Genomic DNA, 20,415 nt, shown 5'->3' on the forward strand with positions numbered 1-20,415 from the left:
CGTCGCAGCAGCGTCTGATCTCCGATTCAGTTGCTCCAAGGGGTTGGTCGACCAGACCTTCTCCAATGTTGTTGGAAGTCGGCGAAGGCGGGGATGTCGTCGGCGCTGCGGTTTAAATACTCCAGCAGGTCAAGCGGGCCAGACTGGTCCAGAGCCATCCTGCGGTGTCCTCCGCGAGAACCTTTGGTCCGGAACTCGCTGACTGTCACACTATGGCTCGCCGATGTTAGCCAGGACTTGCGTCAACAGGCTTGAGGTACACCATCTGTGGACGGACAGGAGTTTCTCCTGGTACACGGCATCACGATCCTGGTACACGGCCACGAGTCCTCCCGGTGGGCGGTCATAAGGAAGGCGGGTTGGCGGCCAGCGCCGAGCTGCCGCCTTGATGTTGAGCGCGGCGAGAATGTCAGTGGAGACGGGGACGAAATATCAGTGGTCAGATAGGTCTCCGACCAATTCCTTCTCCTTGGTGTCGACCGACACGACCGGCTCGCCCTCGGCCATGTAGGCGGTCACCTGGGAGTGGATGTACCCGACCTGGGCATTGCGGTCCGGGTGCTGGTTGCCCTCCAGTACCTCGGCGTTGCCCTGCAACGAGTTCCTTGCCTCGATCAGCAGTCGCCGTACGGCGTCTTCACTGGCCGGATGCCCCTGGCAGGGTCCACTCGGTGGCGAGCGTGTTCCCCGACAACGCTGTCCAGCGCAGCGGCGAATCCGGATCGCCCCGAGTGACCGGCGTCGCCAGCGTATCCAGCGCCCCGGGCAGCCCGGGCCGACCTGTTCGGCGCGCTTGCGGCCCGCTCCAGAGCGAGGCATCCGGCTCTCGGCCAAGGCGAGCGGCGGACGCATCGCCTGGGCCGGTAAGTCCTCGGCCGGTCAGAGCGAGATCGGATCCACCGGAGATCAGCTGCTTCCAACCGATCAGCACGCCGAATTCGAGGTCAGCCTTCCATGAGTTGGGCCAGGCGATCCCAGGCCGGGGATGAGGCTCCGGGCTGGGATTGCGCGGCCAAGCGCGCGATCGTCGGGTTGTGGACGGGGCGGGTCTCGGATCGGCTGTGGTGGTTGGTGAACCAGTTCCGGGTACGGTCCGCGAGGTCGGGCAGGCGGGGATCGTTCGGTGACCAGTCGTAGGCGGCGTCGTGTTCGAGGTAGAGGGCGTGGAACTCGGGATCGGTCATGAGCTCGCGTTTTTCGGCGATCCATAGGCGGGCGTCCTCGGGTGAGGCTGTTTGCATGAGGATCCAGCCGTCGCGTTCCAGGTGTATCTGGCGCTCGCTGACGCCGAGTTGGCGCAAGTCGTCGAGATAGTCGGCGACCTCCGGGGAGACGAAGAGCCGGTCGTCGCCGCGCAGCTGGGCGAGTTGATCGCGGGTTCGCTGCAGCTGCGCGATGCGGTCTTGGAGGTTGTGGTCGATCTCGGAGATGGCTGCCGTGAGCGCGTCCGGGTCGGCGTCAAGGAGGTCTTTGATGCGGGCCAGTGGCACGCCCGCATGGGCCAGGGTCCTGATCTTGACGAGGTCGATGGCGTCTTTGGCGGTGTAGCGCCGGTAGCCGGAGGAGTCGCGGTCTGGCTCAGGGAGCAGACCGCGCTCGTGATAGTGGCGGATGGCTTTGCTGGTCACTCCGGCGTACTCCGCGAGCTGCCCGATCGTGAGCATGTTGGACATCCTTCCACCCGGTAGGTCGTTCGGTTACGGTCAGGCCCGTCGGGTCAGGCGGCCGCCGCCGTTGCGGAAGCGCGCCTGGCCGTCGCGGAGGTCGTGGTAGGAGACCAGCAGCAGTCGCAGGTATCCGTTGAACGTCTCCAGCGGGTATCCGGCGGGTGCGAAAAGGCCGGGACGGATGGGCACGTAGCGCTGCGGCGGGGCGGAGGTCATGCCGCCGGCGAACTCGGTGAAGATCCGCTCCTGCGATTCGTCCGCCGGTTCGTAGGTCGTCCGCTCCTCGAGCTGACCGTCGACGATGCTGGCCTCGATGCGGAGCTGGTTGGAGCGGTAGGTGCCCACGTACGGGGTGAGGTCGACGTCCTGTTCCACTTCGGTGATCAGAGTGGGGATCTGGACGCCGAGATGCTCGCTCAGGAGATGCTGCAGGATCTGGTCCTGCAGCATGATCGCCCCCGGGTTGTTGCCGTAGGCGGTGAAGACCAGGTCGTGTTCGGGTACGACGCACAGGATGGACACGCCGCCGGGCGAGGCGCCGGACATGGCCAGGACGGTGGTGTCGCCGAACGGGTACCGTACCCAGCCCAGACCCATCGGCGGGACGTTCGGTGTCGCCATGTCGTGCCAGAGCTGCTGCATCAGCGCGACGGACTCGGCTGACAGGACGCGCGTGCCGGAGGGGGACACCCCGCCCGCGAGGTGGGTGCGTCCGAAGGCGAGCAGGTCGGCGATGGTGCCGATCGGCGTGCCGCCGGCCGGCCCCCAGGTGTCGGGCAGCATGAACATGCGTGTGGGCTTGGCCGCCATGGTGTCGAGGTCCAGGAAGTGGCCGACAGCCGTGCTGCGCAGGATGGCCTGCTCGGCTGAGGTGCTGGAGTTCTTCATGCCGACGGGTGCATAGAGATCACGCTCGAGCAGTTCGGGGAAGGGCATGCCGGTGACCACTTCCAGCAGGCGACCCGCGACGATCATGCCGCCGTTGGAGTAGCTGAGCTGCTCGCCGGGTTCGAACAGGCTGCCGCAGCCGCTCGCGAGGCCGTGGACGTAGCTCTTCAGGGCGTCGCGGCCCTTGTCGTCGGGGAAGAACAGGTCAGCGTCGATGCCGTTGGTGTGGGAGATCAGGTGCCGGACCAGGATCTTGTCCGCCGCGCCCGGCGCGGTCAGGGCGAATTCGGGAAGGTACGTCACCACCGGCGCGTCGAGGTCCAGCAGTCCGCGTTCGACCTGCCGCAGGACCAGCGTGGTAGTCAGGACCTTGGTGACGGAGCCGAAGAGGAATCCGGTGTCTTCGCGCATCGGTGCGCCGGTGGCGACGTTCGCGGTGCCGTGGGCGACGACGATCTGCTCGCCGGCGTGGTGGACACCGGCGACGAACCCGGGGACGTTGTTGGACTCGCAGTAGGCGGCGGCCTGCTCGCGGATCTGGGCTTCGACGGTGTGCAGTGCGTTGTTGTTCATGCAGAGCATCGTCGAACCTTGCCCTTGGGGCAGGGTCAAGCCCGGAGGACGGAAAATCGGTGAGCTTCTTCGGTCGTGAACGCGAACGCTGACGACAGCACCGCCGATCGGCACCTGAAGACCCATGGGTTCATCGTGAAGACCCTTCGGTCAGCGCGCCCTATTTGAGAAGCCTCGGGTACGCTCATGCAGCCGCGCGGCAAGAATGGGCGCGCGGCGCGCATCCGCCCGCATCAGGCGGTACCGACGCCGGGTCGAGCGTGCGCGCCCGCAGGTTTTCGGGGGCGGTGACGATCAGGGTCTTGATCTGACGCTGGGCGGTCGCGCGCTGGTCGACGGCCGAGCGGCGGGCGATGCGCAGGCAGCGCAGCGCTTCCACCCGGCCGTCGCGTTGCTTGGGGGTGCCGGTGCGGTCGCCGGCGAGTGCGGCTTTGGCGGCGGCGATGGCGTCGATCGGGTCAGACTTGCCCTGGAAGCGGCGGGTCTTGCGGTCTGGCCGGTCGACTTCGGCCAGGGTGATCCCCTGCCGGCGCAGGTGGCGGGCCAGTCCGGCTCCGTAAGCGCCGGTGCCTTCGATGCCCACGACCGTCACCGTGCCGAACGACTGCATCCAGGTCAGCAGCGCGGCGTATCCGGTGCTGGTGGCGGTGAACTGCTCGCTGCCCAGGACCCGGCCGACCGTGTCGATGACGGCTGCGGTGTGGGTGTCTTGGTGGGTGTCGACTCCGCCGGCGACTTCGTTGATCGCTGGGTCTTCGGGTGTAATGGAGTGCATCGTCGTCCTGTGCTGTTGACCGATGGGCAGGGCGGCACGCACCGGCCGGGCAGCGTGGACAAGACAGAGAAGGGGCCTCTGGCCAGGCTCCTATGAGGTCACAGGCGCCAGTCCGGTAAGTGCAGGTGAGCACCTCCCGCCGAGGCCGACAGATCCCGTTGAAGACCCGAGGTCAGTCAGAGCTTGAGTCAAACCCGGTGGGAGGTGCTCACCTACATCATCTCTGTCAGTGCTGGACAGCACCGCTCCGAGCACGAAGCCCAGGGACAGCGGCAGCGGAGTGAGCCAGGCCGTCAGAAAGCCGACCGCGGCGGCGGAGGCGAGCACCAGCCCCACCGCGAGCAGCGACACCGGCCGCCACAGGCGTTTGAGCTCCGGCCAGGACAGCTCCTCGCCGGCCGCGTACAGCAGCGGCGGCAGCACCACCAGGCTGACGATCTCGGGAGTAACGTGGATCTGCTCCGAGAACGGCAGTAGCCCCACCCCGAGGCCGGCCACGACCAGCAGCGACGGCGCGGGCACGCTGATCCGGTCGGCGAAGGTGGCCACCACGGTCGCCAAGGCAACCAGAAAAAGCACCACCTGTACGCTCTGCACCACGTCTCCTCGGCTACCCGCAACGAATGCCGACCAGACTTCCCGGCGCACCACGGCAAACCGTACCTGAAGGACAGCCCGCGCAGTGAGGCTGTCAAAGAGCGTTACGGGCAGGGGCGCAGACGCCTGGGGGCGGTGGCGCGTAGAGATGGCGTCAATATTCCGGCGCTCGCCGTATGGAACCCGTCAAGAACGACAAAACGCCGCAAATCCCGAGATTTGCTTGCTTTGGAGCCGCCCCAGCCAAAGGTGTGGCCGAACCAACCTGTCCAGATTGAGGAGTGGGGATGGCTGACGTCATCTTCGTCGCCCTGACGATCGCGGTCTTCGCGATCCTGGGGCTGGTCGTCAAGGCGGTGGAGCGGCTGTGAGCGCCGTCAACGCCGTGGGTCTCGTCGTGGTCGCCGGCCTGGTGATCTTCATGGTCGCGGCCCTGCTGTTCCCGGAGCGGTTCTGATGTCATCGACCCTGGCCGGGATCCTGTTCATCGCCTCACTCCTGCTCGCCCTCGCCCTGTGCTACAAGCCGCTGGGCGACTACATGTACCGCGTCTACGCCGGCACCAGGCATTCCGGCGTCGAACGCCTGATCTACCGGCTGCTGGGCGTCAACCCCGACGGCGAGCAGCGGTGGGGCGTCTACGCCCGGAGCGTGCTGGCGTTCTCGGTGCTGTCGGTCCTGTTCCTGTACGGCCTGCAGCGGCTGCAGAACCACCTGTTCCTGTCCCTGGGGATGAAGCCGGTCGAGCCGGCGCTGGCCTGGAACACCGCGGTCAGCTTCGTCACCAACACCAACTGGCAGGCCTACTCCGGCGAGTCGGCCATGGGCCACGTGGTGCAGACCGCGGGCCTGGCCGTGCAGAACTTCGTCTCCGCGGCGGTCGGCATGGCGGTGGCCATCGCCCTGGTACGCGGGTTCGCCCGCAGCAGGACCGACACGCTCGGCAACTTCTGGGTGGACCTGGTCCGCGGCACCCTCCGCATCCTGCTGCCCATCGCCTTGGTGGCCGCCCTGCTGCTGGTGGCGGGCGGCGCGATCCAGACGTTCGCCGGCCACAGCACGTGGACGACCCTGATCGGCGGCGAGCAGACCTTCACCCCGGCCGCGGCCGCCTCCCAGGAGGCCATCAAGGACCTGGGCACGAACGGCGGCGGCATCTTCAACGTCAACTCGGCCCACCCGTTCGAGAACCCCACGTCGTGGACGAACTGGCTGGAGATCTTCCTGCTGCTGGTCATCGCCTCCTGCCTGCCGCGCACGTTCGGGCGCATGGTGGGCGACAACCGGCAGGGCTACGCCATCGTGAGCGTGATGGCGATCATCGCGATCATCAGCATCGGCGTCACCCAGTGGGCCGAGCTGTCCGCGGGCGGCACCGTACCGCAGGCCGTCGGAGCGGCGATGGAGGGCCGCGACGTGCGCTTCGGCACCTCGAACTCCGGCATGTTCGCCACCGCCACCACCCTCACCAGCACCGGCTCGGTGAACTCCTTCCACGACTCCTACACCGCCGTCGGCGGCGGCATGCTGATCTTCAACATGCTGCTGGGCGAGGTGGCGCCCGGCGGCGTCGGCGCGGGCCTGTACGGCATCCTGATCCTGGCCGTGATCACGGTGTTCGTGGCCGGCCTGATGGTCGGCCGTACCCCCGAGTACCTGGGCAAGAAGATCGGCGCCCGCGAGATCAAGCTGGCCTCGCTGTACTTCCTGGTCACGCCGGTGCTGGTGCTGGTCGGCACGGCCGCGGCGATGGCCACCGCCACCGGCCGCGCGGCCATGCTGAACACCGGCCCGCACGGCCTTTCTGAGATCCTGTACGCCTACACCAGCGCCTCCAACAACAACGGCTCGGCCTTCGCCGGCGTCAGCGTGAACACCCCGTTCCACAACACGACGCTCGGCCTGTGCATGGCCTTCGGCCGTTTCCTGCCGATCGTGCTGGCGCTGGCGCTGGCCGGCTCGCTGGCCCAGCAGGCGCCCGTGCCCGCCTCCGCCGGCACTCTCCCGACCTACCGGCCGCAGTTCGTCGGCCTGGTCGTCGGCGTGACCATCATCCTGGTCGCCCTCACCTTCCTCCCGGCGCTGGCGCTCGGCCCCCTCGCAGAAGGACTTCGCTAGAACATGTCCACGCAGACATTGCACGCACCGGGCCACTCCCCCGCCCCCAAGGGTGGGAGGGTCGGTGGCGGCCTGCTTGACCCCAAGCAGATGATCAGGTCGCTGCCGGACGCGCTGCGGAAGCTCAACCCGGTGAACCTGTGGCGCAACCCGGTCATGTTCATCGTCGAGATCGGTGCGGTCTTCACCACTGTGCTCGCGATCCTCACTCCGTCCTGGTTCGCCTGGGCCATCGTGGTCTGGCTCTGGCTCACCGTGATCTTCGCCAACCTGGCCGAGGCCGTCGCGGAAGGCCGTGGCAAGGCCCAGGCCGCCACGCTCCGCGCGGCCAAACGCGACACCACCGCCCGCCGCCTCAAGAGCCGCGACGACCACGGCCAGTGGGACGTGATCGGCGCGAGCGAGCTCCAGCAGGGCGACTTCGTGATCGTCGAGGCGGGAGAGATCATCCCCGGTGACGGCGACGTCATCGAAGGCATCGCGTCGGTGGACGAGTCCGCCATCACCGGCGAGTCCGCCCCCGTGATCCGCGAGTCGGGAGGCGACCGATCGGCGGTGACCGGCGGCACCAAGGTGCTGTCCGACCAGATCATCGTCCAGATCACGCAGAAGCCCGGCGAAGGCTTCGTGGATCGCATGATCGCCCTGGTGGAGGGCGCGAACCGGCAGAAGACCCCGAACGAGATCGCGCTCAACATCCTGCTGGCCGCGTTGACGATCATCTTCCTGGTCGCCACCGCGACCATGCAGCCGCTGGCCATCTACTCCAAGTCCATCAACCCCGGCGTGGCGGACTCACTCGCGCTCACCTCCGACGGCGTCACCGGCATCGTGCTGGTCTCGTTGATCGTCTGCCTGATCCCGACCACGATCGGCGCGCTGCTGTCGGCCATCGGCATCGCGGGCATGGACCGCCTCGTCCAGCGCAACGTCCTGGCCATGTCCGGGCGCGCGGTCGAGGCCGCCGGGGACGTGTCCACACTGCTGCTCGACAAGACCGGCACCATCACCCTGGGCAACCGGCAGGCGGCCGAATTCGTGCCCGTGCCCGGGGTGAGTGAGGCGGAGCTGGCTCAGGCGGCCCAGCTGTCCAGTCTGGCCGACGAGACCCCGGAGGGCCGCTCGATCGTGGTGTTCGCCAAGAAGGCCTACGGGCTGCGCGAACGCCAGCCGGGCGAGCTGGCACACGCCGAATGGGTGCCGTTCACCGCTCAGACCCGGATGTCAGGGGTGAATCTGGACGGGTGGGAGGTCCGCAAGGGCGCGGCCACCGCCGTGATGAAGTGGGTACGCGATGCCGGCGCCCACCCCACCGACCAGGTGGGGCACATCGTGGACGGCATCTCCGGCTCCGGCGGCACCCCGCTGGTCGTCGCCGAGAAGGGCCGCGTGCTGGGTGTCATCCACCTCAAGGACGTGGTCAAGGAGGGCATGCGCGAACGCTTCGACGAGATGCGCCGGATGGGCATCCGCACCGTCATGATCACCGGTGACAACCCGTTGACCGCCAAGGCCATCGCGGACGAGGCCGGGGTGGACGACTTCCTCGCCGAGGCCACCCCCGAGGACAAGCTGGCGCTCATCAAGAAGGAGCAGGAAGGCGGACGGCTGGTCGCGATGACCGGCGACGGCACCAACGACGCCCCCGCGCTGGCCCAGTCCGATGTCGGGGTGGCGATGAACACCGGCACCTCGGCCGCCAAGGAGGCCGGGAACATGGTCGACCTGGACTCCAACCCGACCAAGCTCATCGAGATCGTCGAGATCGGCAAGCAGTTGCTCATCACCCGGGGCGCGCTGACCACGTTCTCCATCGCCAACGACATCGCCAAGTACTTCGCGATCATCCCCGCGATGTTCGCGGCGGTCTACCCCGGCCTGGACGCCCTGAACATCATGCGCCTGGCCAGCCCGCAGTCGGCGACCCTGGCCGCAGTGATCTTCAACGCACTGGTCATCATCGCGCTGATCCCCCTGGCCCTGCGCGGCGTGCGCTACCGGCCCTCCAGCGCCTCCAAGCTGCTGTCCCGCAACCTCTACCTGTATGGCCTGGGCGGGATCATCGTCCCGTTCATCGGCATCAAGCTCATCGACCTGCTGATTCAGTTCCTTCCGGGGATGTCATAAATGGACCGCATGCCCAGCTGGATCCGCCAGCACGTCGCCGCGCTCCGCGCGCTGCTCGTGCTCACGGTGGTCACCGGCATCATCTACCCCCTAGTCGCCACCGGCGTGGCCCAGGCGCTGCTCAACGGCAAGGCCAACGGCTCGCCGATCGGAAAGGACGGCGAGACCGTCGGCAGCGCGCTGATCGGACAGTCCTTCACCGACGCCGACGGCAACCCGGTCAGGAAGTACTTCCAGTCCCGCCCCTCGGCCGCCGGCGACGGCTACGACCCGACCTCCACCAGCGCCAGCAACCTCGGCCCCGAGGACATCATCGACGTGTTGCCGGTGCCCGGCGCCAAGGACGAGGAAGGCAACCCGGACGAAGGCAAGCAGTCGCTGCTCACCCAGGTGTGCGCCCGCTCCAAGGCGGTCGGCGCGCTGGAGAGCGTCAGCGGCGCCCGCCCGTACTGCACGCCGGACGGGGTCGGCGCGGTGCTCAAAGTCTTCCCCGACCGGGCAGTCAGCGTGAACCAGGCCTGCCCCGTCACTCCCTTCGTGACGGAGTATCAGGGCCTGAAGGTGGAGTGCGCCAAGCCGGGCGAGGACTACGCGGCCGGCCGGACCGTCCCGGTCAGAGGCGACGCGGGCACGCCCGCCGTGCCCGCCGACGCGGTCACCGCGAGCGGTTCTGGTCTCGACCCGCACATTTCGGTGGCCTACGCCGATCTCCAGGCCCCCCGCGTCGCCAAGGAGCGCGGCCTGCCCCTCGACAAGGTCAAGACGCTGATCGACGAGCACACCACCGGCCGGGCGCTCGGCTTCATGGGCGAGCCCGCCGTCAACGTGCTCGAACTCAACCTGGCACTCGACGGGAGGTGACATGCGCGGGCGGCTGAGGGTCTACCTGGGCGCCGCGCCCGGGGTCGGCAAGACGTACGCGATGCTCGGCGAGGGCCGCCGCGCCAGGGAGCGCGGCCGGGACGTGGTCGTGGGCTTCGTCGAGACCCACGGCCGCCCTCGCACCGCCGCCCTCCTGGAGGACATGGAGGTGATCCCGCGCAAGACGCTGGTCTACCGCGGGGCCACCTTCACCGAGCTGGACGTGGACGCCGTCATCGAGTGCAAGCCGAGGGTGGCGCTGATCGACGAGCTGGCCCACACCAACGTGCCGGGCTCGCGCAACGTCAAGCGCTGGCAGGACATCGACGAGATCCTCGACGCCGGCATCGACGTCGTCTCCACGGTCAACATCCAGCACCTGGAGTCCGTCAACGACGTTGTCCAGCAGATCACCGGCATCCCGCAACGCGAGACCGTCCCCGACGAGGTGGTCCGCCGCGCGAACCAGATCGAGCTCGTCGACATGTCCCCGGAGGCCCTGCGACGCCGCATGGCCCACGGCAACGTCTACGCCCCGGAAAAGGTCGACGCGGCGCTGTCGAACTACTTCCGCGTCGGCAACCTCACCGCGCTGCGTGAGCTGGCCCTGCTCTGGGTCGCGGGCAAGGTGGACGAGCAGCTCGACAGCTACCGGACCGAGCACGGTATCTCCGCCACCTGGGAGTCCCGCGAGCGGGTGGTGGTCGCGCTGACCGGCGGTCCGGAAGGCGACACGCTGGTACGCCGGGCCGCTCGCATCGCCGCCCGTAGCAAGGGCGCCGACCTGCTGGCCGTCCACGTCACCAGCTCCGACGGGCTGGCCGGCGCCGATCCCGCCAACCTGGCCCGCCAGCGCTCGCTGGTGGAGGACCTGGGCGGCACCTACCACCAGGTCGTCGGCGATGACATTCCCAGGGGCCTGCTCGACTTCGCCCGCGGTGTCAACGCCACCCAGCTCGTACTCGGCGCATCGAGAAGAGGCCGCTTCGCGCAGATCTTCTCCCGCGGTGTCGGGGTGGAGACCACCGCCCTGTCCGGCTCCATCGACGTGCACCTTGTCACTCACGAGGAGGCGAAGAAGGGCCGCAAGCACCCGGAACGCTCCCGCGCGGCGCTCAACCGAAAGCGCCGCCTCATTGGCTGGGCCGTCGCCCTGGCCGGTCTGCCGCTGCTGACCGCCGCCCTGCTCCCCTTCCGCGACGTGCTCTCGCTGCCCAGCGAGATCCTGCTGTTCCTCTGCCTGGTCGTCGGCGTCGCCCTCATCGGCGGCACCTGGCCCGCCTTCACCGCAGCTGTCGCCGGGTCGCTGCTGCTCAACTGGTACTTCACCCCGCCCGTCGGGCAACTTACGATCTCCGATCCGGAGAACCTGCTCGCACTGATCGTTTTTGTCCTGGTGGCCGCCGCGGTGAGCACGATCGTGGACCTGGCGGCCCGCCGTACCAGAGAGGCGGCCCGCGCCCGCGCCGACGCCGAGGCGCTGTCCACCCTGGCCGGACACGTGCTGCGCGGCGAGGCGGCACTGCCGTCGCTGCTCGCCCGCCTGCGCGAGACGTTCGGGCTGGACTCGGTCACTCTGCTCGAACGCCTCGGCGAGCCCACCACCGACGACCAGTCCGAGCCCGGCGCCTGGCGGATCGTCGCGACCTCCGGTGCGACCCCGTGTACTGCTCCCGCCATCGCCGACACCGACGTACAGATCAACGACACGCTCGTGCTCGCCGCCCGCGGCCGGCTGCTGGACGCCAGCGACCGGCGCGTGCTGGAGGCGTTCGCCGCCGAAGCCGCCGTCGCACTGCGGCAGGAACGCCTGCAGGAGGAGGCCGAACAGGCCAAGCCCCTGGCCGAGGCCGACAAGATGCGCACCGCCCTGCTCGCCGCCGTCAGCCACGACCTGCGTACCCCGCTGGCAGCCGCCAAGGCCTCCGTCGAGAGCCTGCGCAGTCCCGACATCGACTGGTCGCCCCAGGATCGCGACGAACTGCTCGACACCGCCCAGGAATCGCTGACCCGCCTCGACCGGCTGGTGGAGAACCTGCTCGACATGAGCCGCCTGCAAGCCGGCGTGCTCGGCCTCTCCCTTCAACCCCTCGCCTTGGAAGAAGTCGTCCCCCGGGCCATCGACGACCTCGGCCCGCTACGCGACCGCATCGAAGGCGACATCTCCATCGACCTGCCCGAGATCGTCGCCGACCCCGCCCTGCTGGAGCGCGTCCTGGTCAACCTCATGGCCAACGCCATCCGCTACAGCCCGCCCGACCAGAAGGTGCTCATCACCGCCAGCTGGCACGACGACCAGGTCGAGATCCGCGTCATCGATCGCGGGCCCGGCATCCCGCCCGAGGCCCACGACCGGGTCTTCCAGCCGTTCCAGCGGCTCGGCGACCGCGACAACGGCACCGGCGTGGGCCTGGGACTCGCGCTCTCGCGGGGATTGACCGAGGCCATGGGCGGCACGCTCGTACCCGAAGAGACACCAGGGGGAGGTCTCACCATGATCGTCCAAATGCCCATCTCGTCCAGGCGGTGACACCATGACCAAGATCCTCGTCGTCGACGACGAACCGCAGATCCTGCGCGCGCTGCGCATCAACCTGGCCGCCCGCCACTATGAGGTCGCCGTCGCAGCCGACGGCGCCTCCGCCCTGCGCGAAGCCGCCGATTGGCACCCCGACCTCGTCGTACTGGATCTCGGACTGCCCGACATCGACGGCGTCGACGTCATCCACGGACTGCGCGGCTGGACCCGGATGCCCATCGTCGTCCTGTCCGGCCGGGCCGGGAACCAGGACAAGATCGACGCCCTGGACGCCGGCGCCGACGACTACGTGACGAAACCGTTCAGCATCGAAGAGTTCCTCGCCCGCATCCGCGCAGTCTCCCGCCGCGCCGCCTTCCAGGAGGCCGAGCTGGCAAGCATCCAACTCGGCGACCACACGGTCGACCTGGTCGGCAAGACCGTGTCAGGGGGCATGCGGCTCACCCCCACCGAATGGCACATCCTGGAGATCCTGCTGCGCAACCCGGGCAAGCTCATTCCCCAGCGCTACCTGCTGACCGAGGTGTGGGGCAGCAAGCACGTCAAGGAGACCCACTACCTGCGCCAGTACATGGCCCAGCTGCGCAAGAAGTTCGAACGCGATCCCGCCCGCCCGCTGCACTTGATCACTGAGCCTGGCATGGGCTACCGCTTCACACCATGACACTCCGGCGCCGGCTTGGTTCAGGACAGTGGCGGGCTGCGGTTTCGCGGCTATCCTGGCGGACACCTTCAAGGCCACCTATCCGGTGCTGAGCCTTGCTACGCCGAGAATGTGGTCGAAGTGGCGGAACGCGAACCGGTCCAGATTCTCGATGACGAACCCCGCCTCCCGAATGGCCGCCAGGGTGTCACGGCTGGGGCGGCAACCCCCGGCAGCACGCGACCAGAGCGGGGCCGCCAGGCTCTCCAGCAGCGTCACCGCTGGATTGCCCGAGCGTTGGTGCTCGTAGAAACGCAGCTCACCGTCAGGTACGAGGATTCGCCGTACCTCCCGCAACGTCTCCTGAACGCGTGCCGCGCAGCACAACACCAGCGAGCACACGACGGCCTGACAGGACGCATCCTCGACCGGCAGGTGCCGCAGATCTCCGTCAAGGATCCGGACCGGGGTCGAGAGATGCTCGGCGATACGCTTCGCCGCCGCCCGCAGGAACGGGTCCGGCTCCACCAGCACGATCTCGTCCACGCTCTCCGGGTAGCAGGTGAGTTTCACCCCGTCGCCTGCCCCGATCTCCAGCACCCGCCCGCTCAACCCGGCCAGCAGCCGCCGGCGCTGCGGCGACGGCTCCGATCCGCTGCACACTGGTCGCGGATGGTGGAACTGCTCCATGCCCTCGGTGAAGTGTCGCCCGGTATCCGGCGGTTCGACGAGATCACCCATGCGCGCTGCCATGTCTCCTCCTGAGGACCACCACCCCACTATCGGGCCGCACGGCTCCAGGCAGGCCCCGCTTCTACGCAATTCTGACGGCTTTGGCCAGAATTCATACGCGTCCATGATGCCGAGGTCGGGACATACCACCCGTCGTAGCCTGAGGTGTGAGACGTACCGGCGGGAGTGACCGATGAACCGAACGCGTGGCCGCCGGCTGAGGGTCTACGTGGGTGCGGCGCCCGGGGTGGGCAAGACGTACGCGATGTTGGGCGAGGGCCGCCGCGGCCGGGATGTCGTGGTAGACGGCGGCGAAGCGGGGCTTACCGTCCTTGCCGATGCGTTGCCGGGAGAACCCCACCGGCGATCACACCTCTCCGCTGTGATCTCTTGCCATCAATTTGATCGTTTGACTGTCACCACGAACGTCGTGACCGCGCGGTGCCGTGTTCAAGTGCGTTCTCCGGATCCTTCGAAGACGCTGAGCATCGCCCATACGGGTGTCGCTGTGGACCTGAAGAGATGATCTGTGACTTCGGCGGGCGCTAGCCGCGCTCCTCCAACCAAGCGAGGACGGAACTGACGAAACCGTCGACGTGCGACAAGGGTTTGCCGGCGAACACCGCGTGGAGGTGCCCGACCCCGACCGCTTCGTTCCAGGCCCAGGCCCGTCGGTAGGTCTTCTCGTCGGTGGCGCGGAGGACGTCCCAGCCGTGCCAGGTCGCGACGAGTGCCGCGTCGATCGCCGGGTCGGACAGGATCGCCATGTCCCAGTCGAGGACGCCGGTCAGCTTGCCGTCCTCGCCGAAGTGGACGTTGCTGCCGCCGAGGTCGCCGTGGACGAGCCGGGCCGGGACCTCCTCGAGCGCCAGCAGCGTGTCCAGCCGCTGCCGAACTCCGTCACGCCACTTCGTCGGCAGGCGCGGAATGATCTCGTCGTTCAGGATGTCGGCCCATCCCAAGCCATCGGCATAACGGCGCGGCCTGTGGAGAACGGCCTCGAGCTCCGGCGAGATATCAACCTCGCGCAGTGCCTCCAAGAGCAGGCCGAACGCCGCAGGGTCCCCGATGCCTTCCGGTAGCCCTTCGCCGTCGATCCACGAAATCGCGACGGCTGCGCGTTCCCCGAACGTGGCCACCGCAGTCAGCGGCTCCGGCACGGCGAAAGGCAGACCGGCCGCCCCAACGGCTCGAAGAATCTCGACCCGGCGCGGCAACTCGGCGGCGGCATCGGGGCGCTTGCTGATACGCACCGCGGCGACGCCGGGGAACAGCACGACGTGGTGCATATTCCCGTGCTCGGCCAGGCGTGCGGAGCCAAGAGGAGCGTCGGGGACAAGTGCCTCAGCGATTTCCAGCAGGTCAGCGGGGACTGGATGAGACATCCGGCCATTCTGCCGGACGATCGCACGTGGCGAAGCCCCTGGGCCGCCCGGAAACCATCGGACGCCGGGAGCTTCCCCTCCCTCTGGCTCACCGCAGCGAAGACCGACGACCAGGCAGGTTGCGGCGGGCTTCGGCCACCGTCGGCAACCGCCGAGAGGAACAGGCGGTTCAGCCCAGGTTGAGGCGGGCGAGTTCGGTGCGGGTGGTGACGCCGAGCTTGGGAAAGGCCCGGTACAGGTGGTGGCTGACGGTCTTGGGGCTCAAGAAGAGCTGGGCGGCGATCTCCCGGTTGGTGACCCCCGTAGCCGCCAGGCGTACCACCTGCAGCTCCTGGGGCGAGAGTGAGGCGGCCAGATCGAGGGCGCCCTGGGTCACGGTCTCGCCCGCCGCGCGCAGCTCGGCGCGCGCCCGCTCGGCCCATGGGCCGGCGCCGACGCGTTCGAAGGTCTCCAGCGCGGCGCGCAGGCGGGTCCGGGACTCGTTCTTACGGCGGGCGCGGCGCAGCCACTCGCCGTAGAGCAGGTCGGTGCGGGCCCGTTCGAACGGCCGGTTCGCCTCGGCGTGTGCCCGTGCGGCCCGCTCCCAATGCCGCCCCGCCTCCGCGTCGTCGCGGGCGAGCAGGGCACGGCAGCGGTGCAGTACGGCGTCCGCCCACGGATGGCGGGCCGATCTCGCCCAGGACTCGAAGCGGGCCAGCGGCCCGGTGGCGCGGTCGGGAACGCCCAGCCGTACAGCGGCCTCGATCTGGTCGGGAGCGAAGTAGAAGGGCATGATCTGGTGCCGGAGCGGCCCGCGGGCCGCGGCCTCGAAGCGTTCCAGCGCGACCTCGAAGCGGCCCTTACCGAGATCCAGCAGGCCGAGCGCCCACTCGGCCCAGCCGACGATCGTCGCCACCGGATGTGCGCTGATGTGCGCGATCGTGCGCTCGGCGAGCTCGCGGCAGTCCTCCTCCCGGCCCTGGACGGCGGCCACCATGGCCATGACGCTCTCGAAGTGCGCGATGCGGTGCGTCTGGCCGATGTCGATGGCGAGCCGGCGTCCCTCGGCCGCGGTCGTGACGGCGTCGCGGAAGCGCCCGAGGTACATCTGGTGGACCGCGAGCACCGCCTGGGCGAGCGGCAGCAGCCCGATCACGCCATCGGCCCGGCATTCCTCGATCACCGACTGGGCGATGGAGAGCCCGTTGTCGAAGTCCCCCGAGATCCCGGCGAGCGAGCAGATGCTGATCCGCAGGGCCGGCATGCCGGAAGGAATCGTCACGGCCAGGGCGATGAGATCGCGAAACGGCGGCAGCGCCCGGTCCAGGTCGCCGGCCAGGAAGTCGGCCATCGCGCGGGCCGCCCGGACGAACCCGTCCAGCCCGTCCTGCGGCGTCAGAGGCAGGCCGGCCAGCCGCGCCGCGGACTCGGCGACGGCCGCCGGATCGCTGAGGTACCACGCGTTGCGTACCGCGTCCAACAGGAGGAGCGCCGCACCCTTGTGGTCCAGATCGATGATGGAGGCGGCGCCGTCGAGGAGGATCCGGTGGGCGTCGTGCACCGCACCCCGGTCGAACGCGATCCGGCCGCGCAGGCCCGCCAGCCGGGCGAGGGTCTGCGGGTCGTCGCCCAGTCGCCGCGCCTGATCGGCCAGGACCTGCGCGTGTTCCAGGGCGCCGGCGTCGGCGGCGGCCTCGGCTGCCAGGGCCAGCCGCCGGGCACGTTCGGCCAGGCCGGGGGTGAGCCGCGCCGCCCGTTCCAGGGCGGCGGCGGCCGCGGCGTGGCCCGCGCGTTCGCGGGCGCGGCCCGCCGCCTGCTCCAGCGCGGCGGCGATCGCCTCGTCGCGGCCCGTCACGGCGGCGGCCAGGTGCCAGGCGCGGCGGTCGGCGTCCTGTTCGTCGTCGAACACCTCGGCCAAGGCACGGTGCACGGCCAGACGCTCGTCGTAGGCCGCCCGCCGCGCCGCCGCCGTACGCATCAGCGGGTGGCCGAACGACAGCCGCCCACCGTCGGCCGACACGAAACCGGCGCGCTCGGCCGGGCCCAGGGCGGCGGCATCGACCCCCAGCTTCCCTGCCGCGCGCACGACCACGTCGAGATCCCCGGCGTCGTCCAGGGCCGCGATCAGCAGCATTGTCTGGGTGTCCGGCGGCAGGACCGCGATCCGCGCCTCGTACGCCTCCTGGATCCGGCGCGGCAGCGGCAGCGGTTCCTGCTCGTGCCGCAGGGATTCGGGCACCCGGGGCAGCTCGAGCAGGGCGAGCGGGTTTCCGCCGCTCGCGGCGAGGATCCGCTCCCGTACGGCAGGGCCCAGGCCGGGCGTGTGCTCGCGCAGCACCTCGCCCGCGGCATGCCGGTCGAGCCCTTCGAGCTGTAACTCCGCCACCCCGGGCGCGTGGAAGGCGTCCCTGGCCGCGAACAGCAGCGCGATCCCCTCCGAGTGCAGCCGCCGGGCCGCGAACAGCAGCGCCTCGGCCGATGGCCGGTCCATCCACTGGGCGTCGTCGACCAGGCAGAGCAGCGGGCCGTCCTCGGCCAGCTCGGTCAGCAGCGACAGCGCGGCCAGGCCGATGAGGAACCGGTCCTCCGGAGCGGTGGCCAGGCCGAACGCACCCTCCAGCGCCCTGGCCTGCGGCGCCGGAAGCCTGCCGATCCGGTCCAGGGCCGGGCGCAGCAGCAGGTGGAGCGCCGCGAAGGGCAGCTCGGCCTCAGTCTCGATACCGGTACCGCGCAGCGGCTGCATGCCCTCCGACGAGCGGGCGGCATGGTCGAGGAGCGCGGACTTGCCGATGCCGGGCTCGCCCCGCAGGATCAGGCTCCCGCTCCGGCCACTCCTGGCCTGCGCGATCAGCGCGTCGATCTGCGCCTGCTCTCTCTTCCGTCCCCACAGCACGATCAGAAGGTAGCGTCCCCGACCGGACGGGCATCAGACGCCCCACCAGACAATCGTCCGATACCGGACGGACGCCCCCGCTCCCTACCGTCGTATCGCAAGACGCGGTCCGTATGGACGCACTGGCATAGGGAGAAACGTATGGATTTTCTGATCTTTCTGCTGTTATTTGCCGGTTTGTGCGGGTGGCTCGACCACTGGGCCACCCGCAGCCCCGAGCCAAACTCCAGGAAGGGACGCTGAATGTTCGTCGGACACTTCGGTCTGGCCGCCGCGGTCAAGACGGCCCAGCCGCGCGTCCCGCTGTGGTCGCTCATGCTCGCCACCCAGTTCCTCGACGTGGTCTTCGTGGTCCTGTACCTGGCGGGCGGGATCGAGTCCTTCCACGCCGTCGCCCCGGGAACGTACGGTGAGGCGTTGATCGACGCCCAGTACACCCACTCACTGCTGGGCGCGTTGCTGCTGTCGGCGCTGTACGGCGGCATCGCCGCCTGGCGGTGGGGCCGCAAGGCCGGGTGGGTGCTGGGCGCGATGGTGTTCAGCCACTGGCTGCTCGACCTGCTCGTCCACCGTGCAGACCTCCCTTTGCTGCCCGGCAATGCCGGCGGCCTGTCGCTGCTCGGCCTCGGACTGTGGCAGGTCCCGTGGGCCACGGCCGTGGTGGAGGGGGTGCTCCTGGTGGTCGGCGCGGTCCTGTACTTCCGCTCGGTACGGGAGCGCGCCGCGATCACCGGGCGCGCGATGGTCGCCGGTGGCGTCATGGCGCTGCTGCTCGTGCTAAGCCTCGCCGTCGATGTCCTCAGTTGAGTCCTCAGTTAGGAAAGGTGCTGACGTGTTCGTTGACGTACCGGGCGGCCGTCTGGCCTACGACTCCGTCGGCGAAGGGCCGCTCGTCGTGTGCGTACCCGGCCTGGGAGACACCCGCGAGGCCTACCGGGCGCTGCGCCCGCGACTGGTGGAGGCGGGCTACCGGGTGGTGACGGCCGACCTGCGCGGCCACGGGGAGTCGTCGCCGGGATGGGACGACTACTCCCAGGCTGCGGTGGGCGGCGACATCGTGGCCCTGCTGGAGGAGCTGGACGCGCCCGGGGCCGTCCTGCTCGGCAACTCCTACGCCGGAGGCGGCATCGTCCAGGCCGCCGCCCAGGCGCCCGAGCGGGTGGCCGGCATCGTCCCGATCGACGGATTCATCAGAGCCATCCCCCTCAACATCGCCATCCGCGCGCTCCTCAGACTGATCGCCGCCTCCCCGCGGCTGTGGGGCCTCTACTACGGCACGGCGCACCCCACCGCCAAGCCCGCCGACCTGACCGAACACCGCGCCAAGCTCGTGGCCATGCTGCGCGACCCCCAACGGCGCGAGGCGATGCGCACCATGCTCCTCAACCGCGAACTCGACGCCGAGCACGTCGTCGGCCACGTCCGCTGCCCGGCCCTGGTCCTCATGGGCGCCAAGGACCCCGACTTCCCCGATCCGGCGGCCGAGGCACAGATCCAGGCGTCACTGCTGCGCGGGCAGGCCGTCGTGATCGACGACGCGGGCCACTACCCGATGTCGGAGTTCCCCGAGCGTACGGCCGAGGCCCTGCTGCCTTTCCTGAAGAACGTCTTCTGACCGGGTCTGGGCTTCGAACTGGACCTCTGGAAGATCCTGAGCCAGAACGGAGCGGCTCGATCCCCCCACCACATGCTGTACGGAACACCTTGTCGCCCCGGGGCTACGAGTGATGTACTAAAAGTGATTGCCTGTAGCGGCTCGACTCTCATCAACGGGGCCGTGGCACTCGAGATCGTGTGGCAGCGCTGAGATGTGCGTATGCCTGGTCGTCGTGCGGTCAGTGTTCCGGGAACCGGCCGCTCCAGGCGGTTTGTCGAGCCTGCGGCCGCGACACCACGCCCGCATGAGAACCAGGAGCTCGCCTATGGCCGGCTGAAGGTGTGCTGGCCCCAAATGAAGCGACGATCGCCAAGGTCCCGTGGCTGGCAAGGATCCGTCCGAGACATCTGCGCAACACCTGGGGCGTCACCGCCAGGCACTTGAGGGCCACGTTATCGAGTTCTAGATCGTCGGTACCGCTCCCGCCGTTCATGACGGAGCTGAGACCGACCGCCAAACCACAGCGGCCGGCGGCCATCTATGACATGGCCGAGTCCCGGCCCGAAAGGCCAGTAAACAGGAGATCGACGTGCTGAAGGAGACCTCTGTCGGCCTCGCGATAGTCGCATCGGCCGGAGCTCTGCTCACGAGCTCGCCTGCATCAGCGCAGATGATCCCCGCGTCCACACAAGCCAACGTGGCCTATGTCCAGACGGCGGGGACGTCCATGGGGAGCAGTTGGGGTGACCCCTGGGTTCCTCACTGCCGAATCCACCACCACCGATTCCATCGCTTCGCCTGCTTCCACCACCGCTTCCGTCACTTCCATCGCTTTGACGGATTCCACGGGAACCGGAACTTCGACTTCCACGAGAACAGGAGCTTCAATTTCAACCGGAACGCCGACTTCGGTGCCATCCGAACGGTGATCAGCAACACCAACATCAACACCAACCTCGCGCGCTGATCACAGCACGGCGCGCCATTTCGGAGACGCCGCCGAGCGGCGGGTTGCGGGCGACTTCGGAGCCACCGTCCGCC

General features: G+C 69.0%; 18 protein-coding genes. 10 read left to right on the plus strand and 8 right to left on the minus strand.

From position 1 onward, the window contains the following. Positions 1-432 precede the first annotated feature (432 nt). The 5 genes from AB0J64_RS20240 to AB0J64_RS20260 all read right to left on the minus strand — a co-directional run bounded on the left by AB0J64_RS20240 (position 433) and on the right by AB0J64_RS20260 (position 4,500). The gene (locus AB0J64_RS20240) at positions 433-852 is read right to left on the minus strand and encodes a hypothetical protein (RefSeq protein WP_364028778.1); all 420 of its coding nucleotides are present in this window, start codon (positions 850-852) and stop codon (positions 433-435) included. A gap of 92 nt (positions 853-944) precedes the next feature. Beyond that, positions 945-1,664 (minus strand): MerR family transcriptional regulator, encoded by a 720-nt coding sequence (locus AB0J64_RS20245; protein ID WP_364028780.1) that lies wholly within the window; start codon positions 1,662-1,664, stop codon positions 945-947. Between the two features lie 39 nt (positions 1,665-1,703). Beyond that, positions 1,704-3,128, minus strand: coding sequence for a serine hydrolase domain-containing protein (locus AB0J64_RS20250; RefSeq protein WP_364028782.1), 1,425 nt, complete (start codon positions 3,126-3,128; stop codon positions 1,704-1,706). Positions 3,129-3,312: 184 nt separating this feature from the next. Next, positions 3,313-3,945, minus strand: a complete 633-nt coding sequence (locus AB0J64_RS20255; RefSeq protein ID WP_364028784.1) for a transposase — start codon at positions 3,943-3,945, stop codon at positions 3,313-3,315. Positions 3,946-3,993: 48 nt separating this feature from the next. Continuing rightward, positions 3,994-4,500 carry a cation:proton antiporter gene (locus AB0J64_RS20260; protein WP_364028786.1) on the minus strand — a complete coding sequence of 169 codons (507 nt, stop codon included), beginning with the start codon at positions 4,498-4,500 and terminating at the stop codon, positions 3,994-3,996. A 367-nt stretch (positions 4,501-4,867) separates the two neighbouring features. Between AB0J64_RS20260 and kdpF the strand changes: the two genes are divergently transcribed. From kdpF to AB0J64_RS20290, 6 genes are read left to right on the plus strand one after another with little or no spacing between them, the layout of a single operon-like run. Further along, entirely contained in the window at positions 4,868-4,957 is a 90-nt protein-coding gene (gene kdpF, locus AB0J64_RS20265) for a K(+)-transporting ATPase subunit F (RefSeq protein ID WP_344745511.1), read from the plus strand. After that, positions 4,957-6,618, plus strand: coding sequence for a potassium-transporting ATPase subunit KdpA (kdpA, locus tag AB0J64_RS20270; RefSeq protein WP_364028788.1), 1,662 nt, complete (start codon positions 4,957-4,959; stop codon positions 6,616-6,618). Before kdpF ends, kdpA begins: the two co-directional genes overlap by 1 nt. 3 nt (positions 6,619-6,621) lie before the next feature. Continuing rightward, the gene (gene kdpB, locus AB0J64_RS20275; protein WP_364028790.1) at positions 6,622-8,745 is read left to right on the plus strand and encodes a potassium-transporting ATPase subunit KdpB; all 2,124 of its coding nucleotides are present in this window, start codon (positions 6,622-6,624) and stop codon (positions 8,743-8,745) included. Continuing rightward, a complete protein-coding gene (locus AB0J64_RS20280) occupies positions 8,746-9,606 on the plus strand; it encodes a potassium-transporting ATPase subunit C (RefSeq protein WP_364028792.1) in 861 nt (286 codons plus the stop codon). A 1-nt stretch (position 9,607) separates the two neighbouring features. Continuing rightward, complete coding sequence (locus tag AB0J64_RS20285; RefSeq protein ID WP_364028794.1) at positions 9,608-12,136, plus strand: DUF4118 domain-containing protein; 2,529 nt, start codon at positions 9,608-9,610, stop codon at positions 12,134-12,136. Positions 12,137-12,140: 4 nt separating this feature from the next. Beyond that, positions 12,141-12,809, plus strand: coding sequence for a response regulator (locus AB0J64_RS20290; protein WP_364028796.1), 669 nt, complete (start codon positions 12,141-12,143; stop codon positions 12,807-12,809). 78 nt (positions 12,810-12,887) lie between these two features. Here AB0J64_RS20290 and AB0J64_RS20295 read toward each other — a convergent pair whose 3' ends face one another. Further along, positions 12,888-13,541 (minus strand): class I SAM-dependent methyltransferase, encoded by a 654-nt coding sequence (locus AB0J64_RS20295; protein WP_364028798.1) that lies wholly within the window; start codon positions 13,539-13,541, stop codon positions 12,888-12,890. Between the two features lie 172 nt (positions 13,542-13,713). Here AB0J64_RS20295 and AB0J64_RS20300 point away from each other — a divergent pair, with 172 nt between their 5' ends. Further along, a complete protein-coding gene (locus tag AB0J64_RS20300; protein ID WP_364028800.1) occupies positions 13,714-14,046 on the plus strand; it encodes a hypothetical protein in 333 nt (110 codons plus the stop codon). A 19-nt stretch (positions 14,047-14,065) separates the two neighbouring features. On the opposite strand, the gene AB0J64_RS20305 is transcribed toward AB0J64_RS20300, so the two are convergent. Beyond that, complete coding sequence (locus AB0J64_RS20305) at positions 14,066-14,809, minus strand: aminoglycoside phosphotransferase family protein (protein ID WP_364028802.1); 744 nt, start codon at positions 14,807-14,809, stop codon at positions 14,066-14,068. A 265-nt stretch (positions 14,810-15,074) separates the two neighbouring features. Then, complete coding sequence (locus tag AB0J64_RS20310) at positions 15,075-17,777, minus strand: LuxR C-terminal-related transcriptional regulator (protein ID WP_364028804.1); 2,703 nt, start codon at positions 17,775-17,777, stop codon at positions 15,075-15,077. Between the two features lie 243 nt (positions 17,778-18,020). On the opposite strand from AB0J64_RS20310, the gene AB0J64_RS20315 reads away from it, so the two are divergent. The 3 genes from AB0J64_RS20315 (at position 18,021) to AB0J64_RS20325 (ending at position 20,341) form a co-directional block, all read left to right on the plus strand. Then, positions 18,021-18,584 (plus strand): permease, encoded by a 564-nt coding sequence (locus AB0J64_RS20315; RefSeq protein ID WP_364028806.1) that lies wholly within the window; start codon positions 18,021-18,023, stop codon positions 18,582-18,584. Positions 18,585-18,609: 25 nt separating this feature from the next. Next, a complete protein-coding gene (locus AB0J64_RS20320) occupies positions 18,610-19,392 on the plus strand; it encodes an alpha/beta hydrolase (protein WP_364028808.1) in 783 nt (260 codons plus the stop codon). A gap of 571 nt (positions 19,393-19,963) precedes the next feature. Further along, on the plus strand, positions 19,964-20,341 hold the full coding sequence (locus AB0J64_RS20325; protein ID WP_364028810.1) for a hypothetical protein: 378 nt from the start codon (positions 19,964-19,966) through the stop codon (positions 20,339-20,341). Positions 20,342-20,415: the final 74 nt, after the last annotated feature.

This window comes from Nonomuraea sp. NPDC049695 (genome assembly GCF_040674955.1).
GTDB lineage: Bacteria > Actinomycetota > Actinomycetes > Streptosporangiales > Streptosporangiaceae > Nonomuraea > Nonomuraea helvata.

What these genes read in the sequence shown, in the direction of transcription:
- AB0J64_RS20240 (WP_364028778.1), bottom strand. Translation starts at nt 852, where the DNA reads ATGCGTCCGCCGCTCGCCTTGGCCGAGAGCCGGATGCCTCGCTCTGGA.
- AB0J64_RS20245 (WP_364028780.1), bottom strand. Translation starts at nt 1,664, where the DNA reads ATGCTCACGATCGGGCAGCTCGCGGAGTACGCCGGAGTGACCAGCAAA.
- AB0J64_RS20250 (WP_364028782.1), bottom strand. Translation starts at nt 3,128, where the DNA reads ATGAACAACAACGCACTGCACACCGTCGAAGCCCAGATCCGCGAGCAG.
- kdpA (WP_364028788.1), top strand. Translation starts at nt 4,957, where the DNA reads ATGTCATCGACCCTGGCCGGGATCCTGTTCATCGCCTCACTCCTGCTC.
- kdpB (WP_364028790.1), top strand. Translation starts at nt 6,622, where the DNA reads ATGTCCACGCAGACATTGCACGCACCGGGCCACTCCCCCGCCCCCAAG.
- AB0J64_RS20280 (WP_364028792.1), top strand. Translation starts at nt 8,746, where the DNA reads ATGGACCGCATGCCCAGCTGGATCCGCCAGCACGTCGCCGCGCTCCGC.
- AB0J64_RS20285 (WP_364028794.1), top strand. Translation starts at nt 9,608, where the DNA reads ATGCGCGGGCGGCTGAGGGTCTACCTGGGCGCCGCGCCCGGGGTCGGC.
- AB0J64_RS20290 (WP_364028796.1), top strand. Translation starts at nt 12,141, where the DNA reads ATGACCAAGATCCTCGTCGTCGACGACGAACCGCAGATCCTGCGCGCG.
- AB0J64_RS20295 (WP_364028798.1), bottom strand. Translation starts at nt 13,541, where the DNA reads ATGGCAGCGCGCATGGGTGATCTCGTCGAACCGCCGGATACCGGGCGA.
- AB0J64_RS20300 (WP_364028800.1), top strand. Translation starts at nt 13,714, where the DNA reads ATGAACCGAACGCGTGGCCGCCGGCTGAGGGTCTACGTGGGTGCGGCG.
- AB0J64_RS20305 (WP_364028802.1), bottom strand. Translation starts at nt 14,809, where the DNA reads ATGCACCACGTCGTGCTGTTCCCCGGCGTCGCCGCGGTGCGTATCAGC.
- AB0J64_RS20315 (WP_364028806.1), top strand. Translation starts at nt 18,021, where the DNA reads ATGTTCGTCGGACACTTCGGTCTGGCCGCCGCGGTCAAGACGGCCCAG.